Genomic DNA, 21,016 nt, shown 5'->3' with positions numbered 1-21,016 from the left:
ATTATCCTTGTGAGCGCATGATCTCATTCGATTGCGCAATTTTCTTTTTCCACTGTTCCGCACGACGGGTACGGTCAGCAACTTGTCCGACTAACTGTCCGCACGCGGCATCAATGTCATCACCGCGTGTCTGACGAATCGTACACACAAAACCGGCATCAGACAAAGTTTTTTGGAAAGAAATAATCCGGTTGCGGCTTGAGCGGCCATATGGCGCATGCGGGAACGGATTAAAAGGAATCAAATTAATCTTGCTTGGCAAATTCTTCAACAGCTTAATCATTTGCTGAGCATGTTCAGGATGGTCATTCACGCCATCTAACATCACATATTCAATCGTCACATGTTTACGTGAACTTTCGTTACCATCTTTAGCAATATAGCGCTGACATGCAGCAATCAGCTGCTCAAGCGGATATTTTTTATTGATCGGCACCAGCTCGTTACGCAGTTCATCATTTGGCGCATGCAATGAAATAGCCAGCGCCACGTCAATATCTTTGACCATCTGATCGATTTTCGGTACCACACCAGAAGTCGATAAAGTCACACGACGTTTTGACATGCCGTATGCAAAGTCATCCAGCATAATACGCATTGAATTCAATACTGCATCGTAGTTGAGCAATGGCTCGCCCATGCCCATCATCACCACGTTCGTGACTGAACGTTCACGCTCAAGTACCGGCACATCTTCCATATAGGAATAGTTCGCCATCCAGAGCTGACCGATAATTTCGGCTTGAGTCAAATCACGCTGGAAACCCTGTTTACCGGTTGAGCAGAATGAACAGTCCAGTGCACAGCCCACTTGTGAAGAAATACACAAAGTGCGACGTAAACCACTGCGATGTTCAGCAGGAATCAATACGGTTTCGACGAGGGAACCTTCACCGTCGCCAACACGGAATACCCATTTACGGGTACCATCTTTAGAATAGTTTTTATGCACCACTTCAGGCGCTTTAATTTCACAAATCTTTTCCAGTTTTTCACGCAGTTTGCCGGAAATATTGGTCATTTCAGCAAAATCAGTCACAAAGAACTGGTGAATCCATTTCATTACCTGCCCGGCACGAAACTTCTTCTCACCTATGTCCTCAAAGAATTTTTCCATTTGCGGACGTGACATGCCAAGTAAATTCACTTTCTCGACAGTATTTGCCTGTGCTGGAGCGGATGGAGTGTGTTGCTGTGGCTCAGAAACTGCTGATACAGCGACTGCTTCAGTACTCATGTGTATTACCTAAACCATGTCTAAAGATGAAAGGAGAAGCTCAATATGTGAGCAAAGAATTATTCAGAGAATAAAAAAACCAGATAAGTATAATAACACTTATCTGGCTTGAATACTGCGAATTAACGAGTACGTGGAGCAATCTCAGTTTGAGCGAAGAAGTAGTTAACTTCACGATCAGCAGATGCTACAGAGTCAGAACCGTGAGCAGCGTTTTCATCGATGCTTACAGCGAAATCTGCACGGATAGTACCAGGAGCAGCTTCTTTAGGATTCGTCGCACCAAGGATGTCACGGTGAGCAAGAACAGCGTTTTCGCCTTCAAGAACTGAAACAACAACTGGACCAGAAGTCATAAATGCAACTAGGTCAGCAAAGAAACCACGTTCTTTGTGCTCAGCATAGAAGCCTTCAGCTTCAGCTTGAGTCAAATGTTTCATTTTAGTTGCAACAATTTGAAGACCAGCTTTCTCGAAACGAGCAAAGATGTCGCCGATGTGGTTTTTAGCAACTGCGTCTGGTTTAACGATAGATAAAGTACGTTCGATAGCCATGATAGGCTCCTTAAGTCAATTGTTGACATGAAAATTTGGCGCATTATACCGAGATAATGCGCATTTTTCTGCTTTTCATCTGTAAAAAAATGCTTTTTTAAGATGAGGCCTTAGCGTGCCTCGTCAATCCATGCCATTTGAATGGCTTCAAGCAAACCTTCAGTCGACTTGGTTGGATCATCTTCAAACTCAGGCAAAGCACACACCCAGGCATGTAAATCAGTAAAACGAATCCACTGCGGGTCCACATCTGGATGCGCTTCATAGAGTTCAATCGCGATATCGAGCGTGTCAGTCCAACGTAAACCCATCTCTATTTCTCACCATAATTGCTTTGATGCTGTACTTTAACAAATCTGTGAAAATCTGCGAGCCTTTGCTCCGGCTTTCACTTATTTTTACAGCACAATATTCAGATAAGGCGCGGTCAGGACAATGGCAATTGCCATCATGCCACCCAGAATTGCGCCAACTGCCACATCACTTGGATAATGCAATCCCAGCACCATTCGGGACACTGCGACCAGAACCGTAAAAGGCAACATCAGCATCAGTAATAAAGGTGCGACATAACCTAAAACGGTGGTTGCCATCACGGCATGCAAGGTATGCCCGGAAGGAAAACTGAAATGATCCAGTGGATGCTCACCCAAACGGATCACTTGATGTACCTGATAAGGACGTGGTCGTACAGTTTTGATTTTAAGCACCTTGTAAATCATAGTACCTATAGTACTTCCCAAAATCAGATAAACAATCTGCACGGTATAGATCAAGCCTTGCATGATCCAAACCAGTATCAGCATGAAATACCAAAATGCACCATTTCCTAAGCGGCTAATCATTTTAAAAAAAGTGGCAATACGGACTGAATGCGAAAAATGATTCAGATAAACACAGCCTTTCAAATCGATTTCTAAAAATTTAATCTTTACATTCTGGAGTTTCACACTGGTGCTCCTTTCTTGTTTTATATCCTGTATTCCTGATGCTGTATCAGTGAATACAGTGCCTGTTCAAATTGCCGGACCGGATATTGCCAGCCTACTTTTTCGGCTTTTTTACGTGCTTGCGCACCCATCTGCTGCAATTTTTGCTGATCAGGCAATCCGAGCATCTGCTGGATCAACCCCTGCTGATGTCCAAGTCTACTCAACCATCCCGTTTCACCATGCTGCACATGCAAGTTTGCACAAGCATAATCATAAGCAATCACTGGCAAGCCACTGGCCATCGCTTCCAATACCACATTTCCAAAGGTTTCAACCTGACTGGCAAAACAGAAGACATCTGCACTGGCATACGCCGCTGACAGTTTTTCTCCTGTCAAGCTACCGGTAAAAACAATACTGCCATCCTGATTCAGTTGTTGCAGTCGAGTGCGATCCGGCCCATCTCCAACCACCACCAAACGTATATCTTGCTGACGAACTTGGCGCAGCACAAAATAGGTTTTGATCAGCACGTCAATTTCCTTTTCAGGGGAAAGCCGTCCGACATACAACATCACCCGGGTCTCGTTTGAAACTCCCCAAGCATAGCGCAAATCTGGTGATCGCCACTTTGGTGAAAATGTATCTGGATCGACGCCTCTGCCCACAACTGCCAAGGGACAAGTCACACCAAACTGATTTAAGGCTTGAGCCGTGCCTCGACTCGGAACACAGGTCAAATCAGTATTATTATGAAACCACTTTAAATAGCCTTGAATTGGCTTCAGTAAAAAAGCCAAATCAAAAAATCGACTAAATTCCTGAAATGACGAGTGAAAACCGCTAGAAACCGGAATTTTATGGAATTTTGCAAGCTGTTGAGCTACCAGACCCAAAGGACCTTCGGTCACGACATGGATAATATCGGGTGTAAAAGTTTCAACAGCTTGATGGATTTTTAAAAATTGCGGCCTACCAAACTGCAAATTACTATATTTAGGAATGCAATGCGCTTTAACTAGACATTCGCTATGCGGCTTAAAATCGTTATAGGCTTGTCGTTGTTCCGGACGAATTAATAAAATCTTATGCCCCTGTTTTTGTAATCCTTTACACAGTTGCAATAAAGCATGGGCAACCCCATTGATTTCAGGAGACCAGGTTTCAGTCACAATGGCTATTTTGAGACGAGGACGAGTCAACTCTTCCAAAGGCAGGGTCATTTTTGTTTTTTGCTGTCGCAACTGTTTTAAGTCAAAGCTAATATTTTGAAGTGCAGACATTTTTTTCGATAACGCTGAGGTGCAGGGCTGTTCCATATCACACCTATGTGATTATATTTTAAGCTAAAGTCTAATGCTTATTTATTGCATTTTAATGATATTACCCCCTTCTCTCATTTTATTCGGAAGTTGATGTACTTATAGAGATATCTAATTAACTTGACTAACAATTAAGAGTAAATTAACTCACCTATTCATAACCATAGCTCATGCCTAAAAAATCCAGTCAGAAAGCTTCAAAATCTGGTTAAAGGACTTAAATAGACCAAAATCCAATTCTCTTTTAAGAGCCAACTAAAAGAATTCAGTAGATAAGATCCACATATAAACTGTCTTTATAAACTCCAGCTGGGGTCAAAGCAGAAGGTTGTTCAGCTAGTTGTACCAATACAATAAATTTACTTAGGCTAGTTGCCGGTTGGGATATCGGCATATTCCAACGGGATGAGGTCGCCCCAGAAATATACATTTGTGTTCTTATTTTATGATTGTGCTCATTAACCAAATAACTACTGCCATTAGTGCTGGTTAAGTTTCTAGAATTAAATTGAATAGCATAACTACTATCACACCTTACGATAAAAGAAGTCGCAGCTTGGCTCAGATAAGAGGAGTTCAATTTGAGTTCTGATGCTGTCGATCGATCAATCTGACAACGTTGGGCATGACTTAGACTGGTTAATAATAGAGAGAACACAAGTACAGTAAATTTAAGTTTCATTATTTTTCATCCTTTATTTACAGATAAGCGTAGATAGTCCGCTTTCTTCTTTTTGATTTTCTGTAACCGTCAATTGTGCAAAGCAAGTTTTAGATTCGGTGCTGATGATTTTAATATTGTAAGTATTTGGAATAAGCCCATATAGAGTGACCGTACCGTTCGATGAGATAGGATAAACCTCCCCACCATCATTATCGATATATAACTCTGAACCAGCTGTGAATTTATGATTATTACTATCTACAGGCAAAATCGTGACCTGTTTTGTATTATATATAGGGAAATTAATAATATACCCCCGCTGATCTAAAGCAGTAAGCCTCTTGGTTGCATAAGGAATCTTATCTTCGACTGGTAATTGATTCTGATCAAAACCAATATCATAATTTACATAAGGAATAATATCATGAACAAAGGTATAGCCTTTCTTATTCGTTTTATCTACTACAGATAAAGACCTTAAAACATCGACATCCTGATAATCTCCCACACTAACAACAGAAAATGCATTATCAACCAACTTGGTAAAATTGAATTTATTATTAAGAAAAACAACCGCACCACGATAGTTTAATTGTGATTCAGACTCATTATCTCCCTCTATATGATAAAAACCTAAATCCCCAACATCTGTTTTCAATCGCCCATTGAAATTATATAGTGTTTCATCTTCGAGTCTATTTACACCTGTTTCATAGTCAAATCCAACCTGATTAGGATTACTTTTTACAAATTGCAATTTAGTTCTTTCATCTGTTGAATGACTAAAATAAACTGCTTTATCATCATCAAAACTATAGCTAAGTGATAAGACAACTCCAGAATCCCGATCATTACCAAATGAGCTAAAATAACTCAAACCTAGGCTTCCCTTCCTACCTAGCCGACGATTAAACCCTAAATTTAAAGTTTTACGATCATTTTGAAAAAATGAAGGAATCTCATCTTCCACGCGTATTTCTTGCTGATGAAAACTCTGGGCAGCATAATTCAAATAAATATTATGCAAGAGAGGAATATTGCTCATTCCCCCATAAATTAAATATTCATACTTAGGATAACTATAAAAATTATCCAGGTCATCACCTAAATATTTAAAATCTCTTTCTGTATATTTCGCACTTGCACCAAGTGAAACTCTTCCGAAATCCTTTGCAGCAGATAATCCATATGAATAATTAAAATTATTAAGTTCATCGTGTGAAGCTTGAACTACACTATCCAAAACCAAATAATGACTAATAGCTTGAGTCCATAGAAAGCCTAAATTTTGCAAGTCTTCGCTATAAGAAAAATTAGAACCAAGTGTTGTCCAATTAGATACCCCATAACGATAATAAAGGTTAGAGAAAAAATTACGATAGTCATTACTTTCTATATTATAGTTATAACGCAACTTTCCTAATGAAACATTATATTCACTAAGATCAGATCTTAATAGCCGATTCGTCACCAGAATAGGAAAACTTTGTACACTCCTATTCCCTAACACATCTTCAACAATAATTTGTGCATTTCCTGCCTGTTGAATTTGTGCACCAGTTTGAAGATTGAAATCACCAGGACTGACTCTTTGGCTATATATACTTACCCCATTAATATACAAATCAACTGTAGAAGGAACACGCGCACTTCCCTGTAAGATTGGAGTATTCCAATAAATAAAATTTGGTCGCTCAGTAAAATTAGTTCCCCAGTTTAAACCGGCAAAACGTAAAGAATTAATTAATGGATTATATACTGTAGTTGTATCTCCTAAAGTAAGCTGAGTCATACTTTTAGGAAATTCAAACTCAATACTAGTACTGAGTCGAGTAAAATACTCATTCAAAGGATGATTATAATATGCTATTGAGTTCTTAAAAATCCAATAGTCTTTAAAGACACCCAGATCTGTCAGGCCGTTATATAAAGAATTCGTTTCTCTGTCTATTTTTGAATTTAAATAGGTAAAATCATAATTTACGAAACCTCCAAAACTGGCTCTCTCTGGCATAGTCTGCAACTGGGAGATCTGTGTATTTGATTTAAACAGTTGGGTAGGTATGGTGAGATTAATTGTTTGCTTAGAGGCATCGAAATTAGATTGAATATTCCGGTCCGAAATAAGACAAAACTCATCCCGAGAAGCCATTTTTGATAATTTAGATATATCAATATCTCGTTCCGACAATATATTGCACTCTATGTAAAAATTATCATCACTTTTTATTAAAATAATATCTATATTATGATCAAGCTCATTTATCCAAAGATTAGCAAAAAATTCATCAGGATTCTGGTTAGCATTAGCATTACATAAGAATAAAATATTAACTAGAATAATTATTTTTCTATTTAACTGCATAATATAATCCTTAATTATAATTTTAATCCATAAGCTTTAACTCTATTTCCTCATGCGACTTATCTGTCATTACTTTAACAAAATAATTACGAGGATTATTTATTTTAACCCCTTCCAACTCATAAAAAATACTCTTATCTTTAAGTACATATTTCATATTATTACTAGTAAAAACTTCTTTCTTATTAGAATCTAAAATTTGTAACTTTGAAATTTGAATATGAGATTCTGCTTTATTTTTAACTATAAGCTTATCATTCTCAATATTAAAATTTAATTTTAAGTTATCTTGCTTTCCAATAAATAATGGCAGGTTAAAATTCATCAAGAAAGTAATAGATGATTCTTTTACAGGTTGAGGTAATTCCTCAATTACAATGCGCCAGGCACCCTCTTCCCGACCATCCAATACAGATACTATTGGACGATTAAAACCAACACGTATAACTTGTTTCCCATTAGGTTTTAAAATAAAATTTCTTGGATTAATTATAAGAGTATCATCCTTCTCCAACACATCTTCACCTTTATCATTTTGATCCCATTTAAATGCTTTCACCTCAAATATCTTTTTTTCTACTTCATTTATAGACTCTAAAGTAAGTGTTGTTGTTTTTTGTTTTTTATCATTAAATATATACATTTGTACTGGATCAATTGCAACATCAGCCTTCCCGCCAGAAAAATAAAAAAAAGATAAAAAAAATAATATAGTTGTTTTTCTCATATTATAATTTTCCATTTAAAAGTATAATGAGGCAACCTAACCCGACATAAATATCAGGTTAGGTTGATTAAATAAATTAGTAGTAAGCTTTAATTAGATAGCGATCGGTATAATTACCTGCTAACTGTGTAGCATCAACTGCAGTATTGGTAACTGCAAGTGTATAATTATCAACTGCTTGACCAGCATGATTTGAATTACCAAATGGAACAGCACCTGCAGCACCTTGTTTAGTCGTCACAATTGTTGTAGCAATTGTTTCAGATGCATCTGTTTCATGTCTAACAAACGTAGTATTATTAGCACCGGCATTTGCAGTTTGTAAATTCAGAACATAAGGGGTATTTGTTGTAATTGAATAATTTGTAGTTTGGGTTCCACCAGCAGCAGATAATACTATTGCATTTCCACCAGTTAAAACACATTTCTTATTAATTTTAAGTGAAATTGGAATTTCTTTTTCACAGCCTAAAGTATTACATTTACTCCAGTCAATGGGTGGTTTAGGAGGATGATAACCACCTCGAGCTGCTTCATCTTCTGCAAAAGATGCCGTAGAACAAGCACCAAGAACTAATGCCGCTAATGCCGATTGTGTAATTTTGTTCATGATTTTCTCCATTTCTTTTTAATAAAAGAATATGTATATGTAGTTATTTTAACGATTACGCTGTAACTCTTATTATTATGAGTAAAGTTAAGTAACCGTTAACTTATCTTATTATCTTTGAGCTAAAAATATGCAAAAGTTTATTATTCACAATACTATTCTCTATTTTTGGTTTTTTATTTGTTTTAAAAAATTTAATCCTATACTTATAAAAGGTTAAGACAAAAAATAAATTGATACAATTTAAAAATGTTTCTAACTATGTCAAATAAAAAGAATAAAATAATCTTTAAATTTTATAAAAAACAATTAAACCACTAATTTTATTATTTTTTTATAATTTACCTTAATTTACAAAAAAATAAAACAAAGTTACGAACTTTACAAATAGTTGTAAATTATGCAACTTTATTTAAGAAATGTGTGATTTTGTCGAAACTTTTGCTTTCTTTTTCATACATCAAGACTTTTCTTAGCTATGAAAAACTTTCTAAAAAGCAATAATTAATATAAATTAACTAAAAAAACAATATGTTAATATACAATAATCTTCTTTCATAAATAAAAATTGAACACTATTTTGCTTAATATTCGTCCTCTAATTTTCTTGGCATTCGTGCCTAATTTATGAATGAAACACATCGATTCAAAAAGTTTTCAGAAACACAGTTTAAGCGATATACAGGCATATCATGGTCAACTTTTTATTTAATGGTTGATCAATTGAAGAAACATGTTTTAACTCAAGGCAGACCGCCCAAGTTAAGTATTAAGGATCAGATTCTGCTCTGTCTAAGCTATTGGCGAGAATACCGAACCTTATTTCACGTTACTACGAGTTACGGAGTTTCAGAGCCAACAGCCTCAAGAATTGTAGGTCATGTCGAAGATTGGCTGATCAAGGCTGAACTAATACAATTTATAAAAGAACTCTAATATATGAACCGCTACCACAATTGCAGCTATTTAGGGTCTGTTGACATTTACTGTTCATAATTAACCCTATAAAGGTAGCCATAAAAATATACAGGCTAAAGCAACAGAACTTTGATAATTTCTTTTGAGCTTGTCATATCGAGTAGCTATTCCTCTAAATTGCTTTAATCTACAAAACATATTTTCAACTAAATGCCTGATTTTATATAAATACCAGTCCATATGATCATTGTTTGATTGGCTATTTGTTTTCTTTGGTATATTCGCTTTAGTCCCTGTTTTCCTGATCTGTTCACGCAGTGGTTCTGAATCATAGCCTTTATCTGCACATACCACTTTTGTCTCTTTTAAATCTAATGTTGATATTAAATCAGGTGCAACTTTAACATCATGTGTGGTTCCATCGGTAATCATGAAATCAATAGGATTGCCATGTGCATCAACAATCAAATGTATTTTTGAGGAGTTTCCTCCTACACTTTTAGAAATAGATTGATTCGCTATGCCGGCAGAATGTTGATGAGCACGTACATGAGAGCCATCAATAAAAATCCACTCCATATCGGGGCATGAGGCTAGTAATTTGAATAATCTAAGTAACTTACCGCTGCTTGACCAACGATTAAAACGTTTGAAAATAGAGTTTGAATGACCAAAACAGCAAGGAATATCTCGCCACGGACAGCCTGTTCTAATTCTATAGAGAATAGCTTCAATAAAATTGCGTAAATTTGAGTTGTGGTGAATGGATAAATTACGCAGAATAACTTTCAACTTTTGCCAGTGTTGATCTGTCAGCATGGTACGAGGCATAGCGAATAGTAAAATTGGGTTTGGCGATTTGATTTTACTACTTCGCTATTTTTTTAAGCTAAAAGTGTCAACACACCCTAATCTAAATCAACTGAATTAATAATTTTTCTTTTTAAAGACCATGTTTCTGTATCAACTAAAACAGTGAATAATTCAATATTATTATTCCGACTAAATTCTTTTAACTGTAAAATTTTAGGAACTTTATAACCATCGATTAAATTATCATACTTCCTTCTTTGATCACGATAACTATTTTCCCCAAGATATATCTCAACAAATGCATCTGATGGGATGCTTTTTAAGAATATACTTCTTGAACCAATATATTTTCTTTCCCACTGCTCTCCATCCAACTCAAATCTCTTATCTTCCTTTGAATGATAAGAATGGTATTCCTCACTCCCCAAACATTTCACTACCCTAACCTCCTCTTCATACGCCCAACATAATTGCTTATAAAGAACAGCATGTTTTAGTAATCTCTCATGAGATTTCCACCATATATGATGCTTACTTCCAATTTGCATTAATTGCACGGCATCTATTGAATTAATATGTTGTAGCACTGTATTCACATAAATTATCTCTCCTCTCTGAGCAGGTATCGTATAATTTTCAAAACTTTCTAAACCTGCCTTCTCTGTATCAATCCCGATCACCATTCCTTTATGACTATCTGCATAATGAGACCACATTAAAGGATTTAAGTAAGGGGGCTCGAGTTAAAGACAATACTGCATATTTATTGATAAACCGACTTCTTACAGCTTGCGTTTCTACACCAACATTTACCGTTTCCCCCATTAAAGCTAAAGCCGTCACCTCAAATGGATCATTAAAATCGCGCGTCAAAGAAAAGCCTAAAGCACTTGTTTCTAATATTTTTAAACCAGCATCAAAGCCAACATATTTATATAAAATCATTATTCTTATCCAATAAAAAACCCCGCTTTCGCAGGACTTTTATAGCATAAAAATCAGCCAATTAAGAGATTAGTTTTTCTATTTATCAACGATTTTGTTTGAATCCAAAATATGAAAAAATGGGAAAGCACTGCTTTCCCATTTTTTAAGGTACGCAAACATAGAAATAAAAAACCCACTCAAATTAAGTGGGTTTTCGCATTCAAATCAATTGATTCGAGAAATTAGTTTTTCTCTTTATCTACGATTTTGTTCGCTTGGATCCAAGGCATCATCGCACGTAACTTGTTACCCGTTACTTCGATACCGTGAGCCGCATTTTGACGACGACGAGCAGTCATAGATGGATAGTTCAACGCACCTTCTTGAATGAACATCTTCGCGTATTCACCAGATTGAATACGTTTAAGTGCATTACGCATTGCTTCACGAGACTGTTCGTTAATTACTTCAGTACCCGTTACATATTCGCCGTATTCAGCGTTGTTTGACACTGAGTAGTTCATGTCCGCGATACCGCCTTCGAACATCAAGTCAACGATCAATTTAAGTTCGTGTAGACATTCGAAGTACGCCATTTCAGGAGCATAGCCCGCTTCAACCAGAGTTTCGAAGCCCATTTTAACCAATTCAACAGCACCACCACAAAGAACTGCTTGCTCACCGAAAAGGTCAGTTTCAGTTTCTTCACGGAATGAAGTTTCGATGATACCTGTACGGCCGCCACCTACGCCTGAAGCGTAAGAAAGAGCAACGTTACGCGCATTACCAGAAGCATCTTGGTGAATCGCGATAAGGTCAGGAACACCTGAACCACGTTGGTATTCAGAACGTACGGTGTGACCAGGAGCTTTAGGTGCAACCATGATTACGTCTAAGTCAGCACGTGGAACAACTTGGTTATAAAGAATCGAGAAACCATGAGCAAATGCTAAAGTAGCGCCTTGCTTGATGTTTGGCTCAATTACGTCACGGTAAAGTTGAGATTGGAACTCATCTGGAGTCAAAATCATCACTACGTCAGCTTGTGCTACAGCAGCAGGAACTTCAGCAACTTTAAGACCTGAATTTTCAGCTTTCTTCCAAGAAGTAGAGTTCGCACGTAAACCTACAGTGACATCAACGCCAGAATCTTTCAGGTTAAGCGCATGCGCGTGACCTTGTGAACCGTAACCAATGATCGCTACTTTCTTAGATTGGATGATAGATAAGTCAGTGTCTTTATCGTAAAAAATTTGCATTGCTGTCTCCGCTTAATGCTTGTTTGTCTGTTTAAATCAGGCAATGACCCTTGTATTTACATTGCCTGATACCCCCTTCTTATTAGGATGAGGAAATATTTAAATTAGATGGTGAGTACTTTTTCGCCGCGTGCGATACCTGATACACCTGAACGAACCACTTCTAAAATCGTGTGTTCTGCAAGTGCATCAATAAACGCATCCACTTTTTCAGTGGTACCCGCGATTTGAATGGTATAGGTCGTTGGGGTTACATCGACAATCTGACCACGGAAAATATCTGCCGTACGTTTGATTTCGTCACGCGATGAACCCAATGCTTTGACTTTAATCAGCATCAATTCACGCTCAATATGTGCACCTTCAGACAGGTCAACCACTTTCACCACTTCAACCAACTTGTTAAGCTGTTTGGTAATTTGCTCAATCTTGTGATCATCACCATAAGTGGTCAATGTCAAACGTGAAAGCGTTGGATCTTCAGTCGGAGCAACATTCAATGTTTCGATATTGTAGCCACGCTGTGAGAACAAACCCACTAAACGGGAAAGCGCGCCTGATTCGTTTTCTACGAGTACAGAGATAATATGTCTCATTTCGTGCGCTCCCCTTTAGCCAACCACATATCCTGCATCGACTGACCCGCAATCAACATCGGATAAACGTGCTCGGTACGATCTACCATAACGTTAATAAATACGCACTTGTCGTTAATCGCCATCGCTTCTGCAAGCTTCGACTCTAGCTCATCGGCATGATTAATCTGAATACCGACATGACCATAGGCTTCCATCAGTTTGGCAAAATCAGGCAATGAATCTACATAAGAACTTGAATGACGTCCTTCATAGTTCATATCTTGCCACTGCTTCACCATCCCTAAAGACTGGTTATTCAGGCACAGGATTTTTACATTCAGGCCATATTGCTTACAGGTCGACAGTTCCTGGATACACATCTGAATCGATGCTTCACCGGTGATACACACCACTTGCTGTTCCGGGTATGCAAGCTTCGCAGCCATTGCATACGGCAAGCCTACACCCATGGTGCCTAGACCACCTGAGTTGATCCATTGACGTGGACGTTTGTATTTGTAATACATCGCACCAAACATCTGATGCTGACCGACATCAGAAGTAATGATCGCTTCGCCATTGGTCACTTTATCCAATGCCTGAACCACTTGTTGTGGCTTCATCACGCCATCAACACCCGCTTCAAAACGACCGCCATGAACCTTGCGCCATTCATTGATCTGTTTCCACCATGCCGCAATCGCTTCAGGATTTGGCTTAGAAACATTAAGCTGTTTCAACTGGTTCAACATCTCATTCAGTACAGGCTCTACAGCACCGACAATTGGAATGTGCGCCATAATGGTTTTTGAGATTGTCGCTGGGTCGATATCTATATGAATGACTTTAGCATTTGGACAGAATTTTGCAGGATTGTTGGTCACACGGTCATCGAAACGCGCACCCACACACAGAATTACATCTGCATTGTGCATGGTCATGTTAGCTTCATAAGTACCGTGCATACCCAACATACCGATGAACTGTTCATCATCACCCGGGAATGCGCCAAGACCCATCAAGGTATTGGTCACTGGATAACCCAATAGATGCGCAAGCTCTGTCAATTGTGCTGAAGCATTGCCTTGAACCACACCACCGCCTGAGTAAATAACTGGGCGTTTAGCATGGATCAGTTCTTCAATCGCTTTACGAATTTGACCTGAGTGACCACGGAACGGTGGCTGATACGAACGCATCTTCACTTTTTCTGGGTATTCGTAAGCAAATTTCTCTGCAGGATTGGTCGCATCCTTTGGAATATCAATCACTACAGGACCTGGACGACCTGAAGACGCAATATAGAAGGCTTTCTTGATAATCGCAGGAATTTCGCTGGCATGACGCACCTGGAAGCTATGTTTCACGATAGGACGTGAAATACCGACCATATCGGTTTCCTGAAATGCATCTTCACCAATCAGATGACTCGCAACCTGACCTGACAAAATCACCATCGGGATTGAGTCCATATAGGCCGTTGCAATTGGCGTTACCGTGTTGGTTGCACCCGGACCTGAAGTCACTAGCACAACACCGGTCTTGCCTGTCACGCGTGAGTAAGCATCGGCCATGTGACCGGCAGCCTGTTCGTGACGTACGAGATAATGATTGATTCTGTCTTGTTGAAATAGCGCATCATAAATATGAAGAACTGCGCCGCCTGGGTATCCAAAAACATGTTCAACGCCTTCGTCCGCTAATGCGCGAACAAGCATTTCACCACCAGATAGAAGTTCCAACGTGATTCACCCTAATATTATGACACTGCACAAATGGGAGGCATTTGCAGTGTTTCATTTGTTAACTGTCTGCACTGTTATAGCACACAAATTTCATAGTTTTCATAGCAATAGGAAAAAAATCTGATCTCTTGGCTGTTCGAGCAATACAAGACCTAAAACATGTTGGGATAAACATATTTTGCTTAGCTTTGTTCAATTTCTCGGCTAGAGAAATCGCCCACTGCATGAAATGACACTTAGTCGAAGGGTGATCGATTAAGGCATATAAAACTATTGCAGCATTCTTGTGTTTTCAGGCTTTAAAGTCAAGTTTAAAAAACAGGCAATATGCGCTTAAAAACACCTGATTTGCTGTTTTTAACAGCGATCTAGAGCAAAGACAGTAATAAAGAAGGTGGTGTTTCAAAAAGTATGCTGAAAAAAAGCAGGTTGGATTTTGATAAAATAGAGAAATGCGAATAACTCTAGAAATCAAGTGTCCAGCCTGCCTAAGTGACAGTATAAAGAAAAATGGCACAAAAGTAGATGGTAAGCAAAATTACCAATGTAAAATATGCAGACGTCAATTTATTGGTGATCATGCTCTCAGTTATCAAGGCTGTCACTCAGGTATCAAAACCAAAATATTACACCTCATGGTGCGAGGCAGTGGTGTCAGGGATATAGCAGAAATTGAAAGAGTAAGTATCGGTAAAGTTCTACGGACACTTAGCCAATCAAAATATCAACTTCGAGCACAGCAAAGTCATTATGAAACCCTTGAAGTAGATGAGTTTTGGACTTTTGTTGGTCATAAGCAAAATAAACAATGGCTAATTTATGCCTATCATCGAGAAACAGGTGAAATTGTTGCTTATGTATGGGGTAACCGAGATTTAGCCACTGCAAAACGACTTAAATTAAAATTGAAGCAGTTAGGTGTAAGCTATACATGTATATCAAGTGACCATTGGGATAGCTTTGTTACGACCTTTAAAGAATGCAAACAGTTGATTGGTAAATTTTTCACTGTGGGTATAGAAGGCAATAATTGTCGATTACGGCATCGAATCAGGCGAGGCTTTAGGAGAAGCTGCAACTTCTCCAAAAAGCTTGAAAATCATTTCAAAGCCTTTGATTTAGTGTTCTTTTATATCAATAATGGATTCGTTTAATGCCAGCATACTTTTTGAAACACCACCATAAAGAATTAATCTAATAATATTTAATCCAATAAAATTCATAAACTTATATATTTAATTTTATAAATTTTTAGTATGTCTTATATAAAAAAAATGAATGAATTTTTATTAAATCAAGTGAAGTTGTTTATCAATAAATTTTGTGTCTGAAAATTTGCTCACCACTTCTACAAACGAGATGCAGAAGCTGTTCGACTCTTAATCATGAATAGAGCGGATAAAAAATTCATTATTTTTACTGTGAAAATCACTACAATGTTTTGTAGTATTTTATGGCTAGAACACAGAGGCTCAAAAACAATGAAAATATCTTTTTTAACTGCCTTAAGTCTGAGTTGTGCAATTTCTCTAGGCATCTGTAGCAGCAGTGCTTCAGCAATCCAGTATTATAAATGGGTCGATACCAAGGGCACCACGCACTATACGAAAACACCACCACCGAAATCTGCGAAAAAAGCCACCACAGTGGATACCTATGGCTGGAAAAATTCAGCACCAGCATCATCTAGAACTACTGAAACTGAAGTTCAAACCGAGAACACACCTCAAGAACAACAGCAACAAGCCCCTCAAGTTCCTGCGAATCAGGACCAGCAACAACGTGAAGCCAACGAAGCCTTGCAGCAATCTAAAAATCGTGCAGTTGCTTTATAAGACACCTCTATATAGAACAGCGTGTTTTTTCTTCGGGAAATGCCGGCGCAAAATTCACTTTTAGGTACATTTTGCGCTATGCTGTGCAACAGACTTTTTTCACCGTAATTCACTGATACGTTTATGACTACTCACATTGATTCCGAATATCAAGCCAGTGCGATTGAGCCTCAAGTCCAACAGGATTGGGAATCTCGCAAAGCCTTTAAAGTTGCCGACAAAGTAGAAGGTCCACGTCGTTATATTCTCTCGATGTTCCCTTACCCAAGTGGCAAGCTACATATGGGTCATGTGCGTAACTATACGATTGGTGACGTGATCAGCCGTTTCCATCGCTTAAAAGGTGAAACTGTCCTGCAACCGATGGGTTGGGATGCTTTTGGTCTGCCTGCTGAAAACGCAGCGATTGCACACCAGGTTGCACCGGCAAAATGGACATTTGAAAATATTGCTTACATGCGTGACCAGTTGAAAAAACTCGGTCTAGCCGTAGATTGGGATCGTGAATTTGCGACCTGTACCCCTGAATACTATCGTTGGGAACAATGGCTATTTGTTCAGCTTTATAAAAAAGGCTTGATCTACCGTAAGCTTTCAACCGTGAATTGGGATCCGGTCGATCAGACTGTTCTTGCCAACGAACAGGTTGAAAATGGTCGTGGCTGGCGTTCAGGTGCATTGGTAGAAAAGCGTGATATTCCAATGTACTACTTCCGCATCACTGATTATGCGCAAGAGTTACTTGACGATTTAGACACGCTTAAAGATGGCTGGCCACAACAAGTGTTGACCATGCAGCGTAACTGGATTGGCCGCTCACAAGGGATGGACATCACTTTCCCTTCAGCAAATCCTGACGTGTATGCAGATGGTTTAACGGTATTTACTACCCGTGCCGATACCTTGATGGGCGTGACCTATGTTGCAGTTGCAGCAGAACACCCGATGGCGCTGAAAGCGGCTGAAACAAACCCAGAATTGGCTGCATTCATTGAAGAATGCCGTATGGGTTCTGTGGCAGAAGCGGATCTTGCGACTGCCGAGAAGAAAGGCATGGCAACCGGTCTTTCTGTGAAGCATCCTGTGACTGGCGAAGAAGTTCCGGTCTGGATCGCCAACTATGTATTGATGTCTTATGGTTCAGGTGCAGTGATGGCGGTTCCATCACATGATGAACGTGACTTCGAATTTGCCAATAAATATAGCTTGACCATCAAGCAAGTGATTGATGCTAAAGGCGCAGATGATGCTGACTTTGATGCGACTCAATGGCAAGAATGGTACGGCTCTAAAGAAGGCAAACTGGTTAATTCAGGCGAATTTGACGGTTTAGATTTTCAGGGTGCATACGATGCATTTCTTGCTAAATTAGAACCAACAGGCCTGGCAAGTTCTAAAGTTCAATTCCGTTTACGTGACTGGGGTGTATCTCGTCAGCGTTATTGGGGTTGTCCAATTCCAATGATTAACTGTCCATCATGTGGTCAAGTGCCAGTACCTGAAGAGCAGCTTCCTGTGGTTCTTCCGACTGACGTTGTTCCAGATGGTTCAGGTAACCCGTTGAACAAAATGCCTGAATTCTACAAAACGTCATGCCCAAGCTGTGGTGGCGATGCTCGTCGTGAAACAGATACGCTGGATACCTTCGTGGAATCATCTTGGTACTATGCACGTTATGCATCTCCCGACTTTACGGGTGGCATGGTAAAACCAGAAGCTGGCCAAACTTGGTTGCCTGTAAACCAGTACATCGGTGGTGTTGAACACGCGATTCTGCATTTGTTATATGCGCGTTTCTTCCACAAATTGATGCGCGATGAAGGCGTAGTACAAGGCAATGAACCATTCACTAACTTGTTAACGCAAGGTATGGTGCTAGCAGATACCTTCTATCGTGAAGCTGAATCTGGCAAGAAAACCTGGTTTAACCCTGCGGATATCGAACTTGAAAAAGACGAAAAAGGCCGTGTGCTTTCTGCCAAATATAAAGAAGATGGCCAAGAAGTTGTGGTTGGCGGTCAGGAAAAAATGTCGAAATCGAAAAATAACGGTATCGACCCGCAATCGATTATTGACCAGTACGGCGCAGATACGGCACGCGTGTTCATGATGTTCGCAGCACCACCAGATCAATCACTGGAATGGTCTGATGCCGGTGTTGAGGGTGCAAACCGCTTCCTGAAACGTGTATGGCGTTTAGCAACAGGTTTCCTTGAAAAAGCGAATACTGCTGCCAGCATCGACAAAACTGCTCTTTCAACGGCCGCGCAAGACCTACGTCGTAAAACTCACGAAACCATCCAGAAAGTCGGTGATGACATCGAACGTCGTCATGCATTTAACACTGCCATTGCTGCATTGATGGAACTTCTAAACGCGAACAACAAATTTGAAGCCCAAGATGACAATGACGTGGCGGTTGCACGTGAATCGATTACCACGCTGTTAACTTTACTTGCACCATTTGCACCGCATTTAAGCCAGACTTTATTGGCCGAATTTGGGATTGGATTGAATTCAACTTTATTCCCTGCGGTAGATGAATCTGCGCTGACACGTAATACACAAACGATTGTGGTTCAAGTCAACGGTAAACTCCGTGGTAAGTTAGAAGTATCAGTCGATGCTTCTAAAGATGATATTTTGGCTCAAGCCAAAGCATTGCCTGAAGTTCAACAATTCTTGACTGGCCCAACCAAGAAAGAAATTGTGGTACCGAATAAATTAGTGAATTTGGTGGTTTAAGTCCTTACATTCCCTCTCCTTTCAGGAGAGGGTTAGGGAGAGGTAAATATATAAACCCTCATCCTAACCTTCTCCCAAAGGGAGAAGGAACTTTATGAAGGATTTCAAAATTCCCAAACAAAGCCCGTTGCCAGCCAACGGGCTTTGACTTTACAATCCAGTTCAGGATTTCGAATATTCCCCTTCGGGAAGCATAGAGGGCAACACATGCATTTGGGCAAACGTTTAGCAGCAATTGTTTTAACTTGTGGTCTGAGTGCAGGCTTAGTCGGCTGTGGTTTTCATCTGAAAGGGACCAATCCGAGTTCCGCACCTGTTGCTTACTCTGTCATGAACCTGTCTTTACCGCCCAATACTGAAGAACTGCAAGAGAAACTGGCGGTTTACCTCGGTGCTGCAGGTGTACAGCTGAGTAATGCACCCAATGCTTATGTGTTACGTGTCCTGGATTACACCCCTCGCCGTCTGGAACTAAACGGTAAACTGGTTGAAACCTTATTACGTTTAAACGTGACTTTCCGGATTGAAGATGCACAAGGCAATCCAATCACTGAACCACGCACTGTGGTGGCAACACGTACGTATCAATATGATATTGAAACAGTCAACACCGATGACCAGGAACAAAAATATCTGAATCAGGTCATTATTGATGATGTGGCGCAACAGATCGCGCGTCAGATTTCATCGAACCGCTTACCCTTAGCCAAACAAAATACTCCAGCGCAACCTGCTCAATAAGACCACCTTATGAAACTTGATTATCTGCAAGCCCTGAAACGTGTCGATGAAGCTCGCGGTGCTTGGGTATTGCATGGTCAAGAGCCTTTGCTGGAACAGAATTTAATTGACGCCTTTCGCAGCAGCTGGCAAAAACAGGACATTGAACGTCAACGCTATGACATTAGTTCGGTCGCTGACTGGAAAACCGTCTTTAATGCTCTGAACAGTCTGTCGCTATTTTCAACACAGCTGGCGATTGAAGTGCATGGCAATATCAAGCCAGATGCAAGTAGTCTTAAACTGCTAAAAAGCTATTTACAACAAGACAGCGATAATTTGCTATTAGTGGTGATGCCCAAGCAAGATGCGAGTAGCCTAAAAACCAGCTTTTTTCAGGTCATTGATGCCAATGGCGTCAATGTTTCGCTGGTGGCCAATTATCCCAAAGACCGGCAGCAGATTCTGGGTATTGAAGCTGAAAAACTCGGCATTCGTTTAGCCAATGATGCCTGGCAATGGCTGGAACAACATCATGAGCACAACCTGCTTGCGGCAAAGAACAGCCTGATGCGGGTCAGCGATACCTTTGCTGAAATCGATGTGATTCAGGTGGAGCATTTATATGCATGTTTACAAGATCAGTCACGTTATAGCACCTATGATTTGAGCGATGCCCTGCTACAAGGCAATCTTTCCCAGTCGATCAAGATTTTTCAGTATCTGGTCGCTTCAGGTGAACCGATGAGCCTGATTTTATGGAGTCTCAGCAAGGAAATGCGTCTGTTGATGCAGCTGTTTGAACAACCGCAAAATGCCTTGCAAATCGGGATCTGGAAAACCAAAGTCGGGTTATATCAACAGGCCTTGCGCCGTCTTAGTCCGCAGACTTTTCTGGCCTGGCCGGGGTTATTATTAAGAATTGATGCCTCGATTAAAGGATTTGGACATGAGAATCCGGAGCATCTGGTACTACAGGCGATTTCCAGTATCTGTGGCAAGCCCCTATTTCACTAAGTCTTTGTCAAAATTCGAAAAATAAAATAATAATCATTCCTATTAGTT

General features: G+C 39.5%; 21 protein-coding genes. 6 read left to right on the top strand and 15 right to left on the bottom strand.

The genetic code is table 11. From position 1 onward, the window contains the following. Window position 1 precedes the first annotated feature (1 nt). From rlmN to F995_RS14360, 9 genes are all read right to left on the bottom strand, one after another. Entirely contained in the window at window positions 2–1,237 is a 1,236-nt protein-coding gene (gene rlmN, locus F995_RS14400; protein WP_004647461.1) for a dual-specificity RNA methyltransferase RlmN, read from the bottom strand. Between the two features lie 122 nt (window positions 1,238–1,359). Further along, window positions 1,360–1,791 (bottom strand): nucleoside-diphosphate kinase, encoded by a 432-nt coding sequence (ndk, locus tag F995_RS14395; RefSeq protein WP_004647460.1) that lies wholly within the window; start codon window positions 1,789–1,791, stop codon window positions 1,360–1,362. A gap of 110 nt (window positions 1,792–1,901) precedes the next feature. Continuing rightward, entirely contained in the window at window positions 1,902–2,102 is a 201-nt protein-coding gene (gene iscX / locus F995_RS14390) for a Fe-S cluster assembly protein IscX (protein WP_004278360.1), read from the bottom strand. A gap of 87 nt (window positions 2,103–2,189) precedes the next feature. Beyond that, window positions 2,190–2,741, bottom strand: a complete 552-nt coding sequence (locus F995_RS14385) for a phosphatase PAP2 family protein (protein ID WP_004278361.1) — start codon at window positions 2,739–2,741, stop codon at window positions 2,190–2,192. Window positions 2,742–2,761: 20 nt separating this feature from the next. Beyond that, window positions 2,762–4,042 carry a glycosyltransferase family 4 protein gene (locus tag F995_RS14380; RefSeq protein WP_004647459.1) on the bottom strand — a complete coding sequence of 427 codons (1,281 nt, stop codon included), beginning with the start codon at window positions 4,040–4,042 and terminating at the stop codon, window positions 2,762–2,764. A 268-nt stretch (window positions 4,043–4,310) separates the two neighbouring features. Next, window positions 4,311–4,727, bottom strand: a complete 417-nt coding sequence (locus F995_RS14375) for a hypothetical protein (protein ID WP_004647457.1) — start codon at window positions 4,725–4,727, stop codon at window positions 4,311–4,313. Between the two features lie 13 nt (window positions 4,728–4,740). Then, the gene (locus tag F995_RS14370) at window positions 4,741–7,074 is read right to left on the bottom strand and encodes a fimbria/pilus outer membrane usher protein (RefSeq protein ID WP_004647456.1); all 2,334 of its coding nucleotides are present in this window, start codon (window positions 7,072–7,074) and stop codon (window positions 4,741–4,743) included. Between the two features lie 22 nt (window positions 7,075–7,096). Further along, complete coding sequence (locus F995_RS14365; protein WP_004647455.1) at window positions 7,097–7,801, bottom strand: fimbrial biogenesis chaperone; 705 nt, start codon at window positions 7,799–7,801, stop codon at window positions 7,097–7,099. A gap of 76 nt (window positions 7,802–7,877) precedes the next feature. Then, on the bottom strand, window positions 7,878–8,411 hold the full coding sequence (locus tag F995_RS14360) for a hypothetical protein (protein WP_004647454.1): 534 nt from the start codon (window positions 8,409–8,411) through the stop codon (window positions 7,878–7,880). Between the two features lie 627 nt (window positions 8,412–9,038). On the opposite strand from F995_RS14360, the gene F995_RS17220 reads away from it, so the two are divergent. Further along, window positions 9,039–9,347 carry a helix-turn-helix domain-containing protein gene (locus F995_RS17220; RefSeq protein WP_115736959.1) on the top strand — a complete coding sequence of 103 codons (309 nt, stop codon included), beginning with the start codon at window positions 9,039–9,041 and terminating at the stop codon, window positions 9,345–9,347. Between the two features lie 66 nt (window positions 9,348–9,413). Here the strand turns inward: F995_RS17220 and F995_RS14350 are convergent, their stop codons facing one another. The 6 genes from F995_RS14350 to F995_RS14325 form a co-directional block, all read right to left on the bottom strand. After that, a complete protein-coding gene (locus F995_RS14350; RefSeq protein ID WP_004645384.1) occupies window positions 9,414–10,160 on the bottom strand; it encodes an IS5-like element ISAba31 family transposase in 747 nt (248 codons plus the stop codon). Between the two features lie 77 nt (window positions 10,161–10,237). Then, window positions 10,238–10,858, bottom strand: a complete 621-nt coding sequence (locus F995_RS14345) for a DUF2971 domain-containing protein (protein WP_004647453.1) — start codon at window positions 10,856–10,858, stop codon at window positions 10,238–10,240. Further along, window positions 10,836–11,087, bottom strand: coding sequence for a hypothetical protein (locus tag F995_RS14340; protein ID WP_004647452.1), 252 nt, complete (start codon window positions 11,085–11,087; stop codon window positions 10,836–10,838). The genes F995_RS14345 and F995_RS14340 overlap by 23 nt, the downstream gene beginning before the upstream one ends. A gap of 224 nt (window positions 11,088–11,311) precedes the next feature. Then, entirely contained in the window at window positions 11,312–12,328 is a 1,017-nt protein-coding gene (gene ilvC, locus F995_RS14335) for a ketol-acid reductoisomerase (protein ID WP_004647451.1), read from the bottom strand. Between the two features lie 104 nt (window positions 12,329–12,432). Continuing rightward, on the bottom strand, window positions 12,433–12,924 hold the full coding sequence (ilvN, locus tag F995_RS14330) for an acetolactate synthase small subunit (RefSeq protein ID WP_004278369.1): 492 nt from the start codon (window positions 12,922–12,924) through the stop codon (window positions 12,433–12,435). After that, window positions 12,921–14,648, bottom strand: a complete 1,728-nt coding sequence (locus tag F995_RS14325; protein WP_004278370.1) for an acetolactate synthase 3 large subunit — start codon at window positions 14,646–14,648, stop codon at window positions 12,921–12,923. Before F995_RS14325 ends, ilvN begins: the two co-directional genes overlap by 4 nt. A 455-nt stretch (window positions 14,649–15,103) precedes the next feature. Here F995_RS14325 and F995_RS14320 point away from each other — a divergent pair, with 455 nt between their 5' ends. From F995_RS14320 to holA, 5 genes are all read left to right on the top strand, one after another. Further along, window positions 15,104–15,805 carry an IS1 family transposase gene (locus F995_RS14320; protein ID WP_004282341.1) on the top strand — a complete coding sequence of 234 codons (702 nt, stop codon included), beginning with the start codon at window positions 15,104–15,106 and terminating at the stop codon, window positions 15,803–15,805. Window positions 15,806–16,132: 327 nt separating this feature from the next. Further along, window positions 16,133–16,486, top strand: a complete 354-nt coding sequence (locus F995_RS14315) for a DUF4124 domain-containing protein (RefSeq protein WP_004647450.1) — start codon at window positions 16,133–16,135, stop codon at window positions 16,484–16,486. A 123-nt stretch (window positions 16,487–16,609) separates the two neighbouring features. After that, a complete protein-coding gene (leuS, locus tag F995_RS14310; RefSeq protein WP_004647449.1) occupies window positions 16,610–19,231 on the top strand; it encodes a leucine--tRNA ligase in 2,622 nt (873 codons plus the stop codon). 207 nt (window positions 19,232–19,438) lie between these two features. Next, a complete protein-coding gene (locus F995_RS14305; RefSeq protein WP_004647448.1) occupies window positions 19,439–19,972 on the top strand; it encodes an LPS-assembly lipoprotein LptE in 534 nt (177 codons plus the stop codon). Between the two features lie 9 nt (window positions 19,973–19,981). Continuing rightward, complete coding sequence (gene holA, locus F995_RS14300; RefSeq protein ID WP_004647447.1) at window positions 19,982–20,968, top strand: DNA polymerase III subunit delta; 987 nt, start codon at window positions 19,982–19,984, stop codon at window positions 20,966–20,968. The last annotated feature ends 48 nt before the right edge of the window (window positions 20,969–21,016 follow it).

Origin of the sequence: Acinetobacter sp. CIP A162 (assembly GCF_000367905.1) — a bacterium.
GTDB lineage: Bacteria > Pseudomonadota > Gammaproteobacteria > Pseudomonadales > Moraxellaceae > Acinetobacter > Acinetobacter lwoffii.
The sequence above is the reverse complement of the archived record's forward strand: the minus strand, read 5'-3'. Positions and strand labels throughout refer to the sequence as shown.

Bases quoted from the DNA above. Each gene is read 5' to 3' on its own strand.
- rlmN (WP_004647461.1), bottom strand. From the start codon at position 1,237: ATGAGTACTGAAGCAGTCGCTGTATCAGCAGTTTCTGAGCCACAGCAA.
- ndk (WP_004647460.1), bottom strand. From the start codon at position 1,791: ATGGCTATCGAACGTACTTTATCTATCGTTAAACCAGACGCAGTTGCT.
- iscX (WP_004278360.1), bottom strand. From the start codon at position 2,102: ATGGGTTTACGTTGGACTGACACGCTCGATATCGCGATTGAACTCTAT.
- F995_RS14380 (WP_004647459.1), bottom strand. From the start codon at position 4,042: ATGGAACAGCCCTGCACCTCAGCGTTATCGAAAAAAATGTCTGCACTT.
- F995_RS14375 (WP_004647457.1), bottom strand. From the start codon at position 4,727: ATGAAACTTAAATTTACTGTACTTGTGTTCTCTCTATTATTAACCAGT.
- F995_RS14370 (WP_004647456.1), bottom strand. From the start codon at position 7,074: ATGCAGTTAAATAGAAAAATAATTATTCTAGTTAATATTTTATTCTTA.
- F995_RS14365 (WP_004647455.1), bottom strand. From the start codon at position 7,801: ATGAGAAAAACAACTATATTATTTTTTTTATCTTTTTTTTATTTTTCT.
- F995_RS14360 (WP_004647454.1), bottom strand. From the start codon at position 8,411: ATGAACAAAATTACACAATCGGCATTAGCGGCATTAGTTCTTGGTGCT.
- F995_RS17220 (WP_115736959.1), top strand. From the start codon at position 9,039: ATGAATGAAACACATCGATTCAAAAAGTTTTCAGAAACACAGTTTAAG.
- F995_RS14350 (WP_004645384.1), bottom strand. From the start codon at position 10,160: ATGCCTCGTACCATGCTGACAGATCAACACTGGCAAAAGTTGAAAGTT.
- F995_RS14345 (WP_004647453.1), bottom strand. From the start codon at position 10,858: ATGTGGTCTCATTATGCAGATAGTCATAAAGGAATGGTGATCGGGATT.
- F995_RS14340 (WP_004647452.1), bottom strand. From the start codon at position 11,087: ATGATTTTATATAAATATGTTGGCTTTGATGCTGGTTTAAAAATATTA.
- ilvC (WP_004647451.1), bottom strand. From the start codon at position 12,328: ATGCAAATTTTTTACGATAAAGACACTGACTTATCTATCATCCAATCT.
- ilvN (WP_004278369.1), bottom strand. From the start codon at position 12,924: ATGAGACATATTATCTCTGTACTCGTAGAAAACGAATCAGGCGCGCTT.
- F995_RS14320 (WP_004282341.1), top strand. From the start codon at position 15,104: ATGCGAATAACTCTAGAAATCAAGTGTCCAGCCTGCCTAAGTGACAGT.
- F995_RS14315 (WP_004647450.1), top strand. From the start codon at position 16,133: ATGAAAATATCTTTTTTAACTGCCTTAAGTCTGAGTTGTGCAATTTCT.
- leuS (WP_004647449.1), top strand. From the start codon at position 16,610: ATGACTACTCACATTGATTCCGAATATCAAGCCAGTGCGATTGAGCCT.
- F995_RS14305 (WP_004647448.1), top strand. From the start codon at position 19,439: ATGCATTTGGGCAAACGTTTAGCAGCAATTGTTTTAACTTGTGGTCTG.
- holA (WP_004647447.1), top strand. From the start codon at position 19,982: ATGAAACTTGATTATCTGCAAGCCCTGAAACGTGTCGATGAAGCTCGC.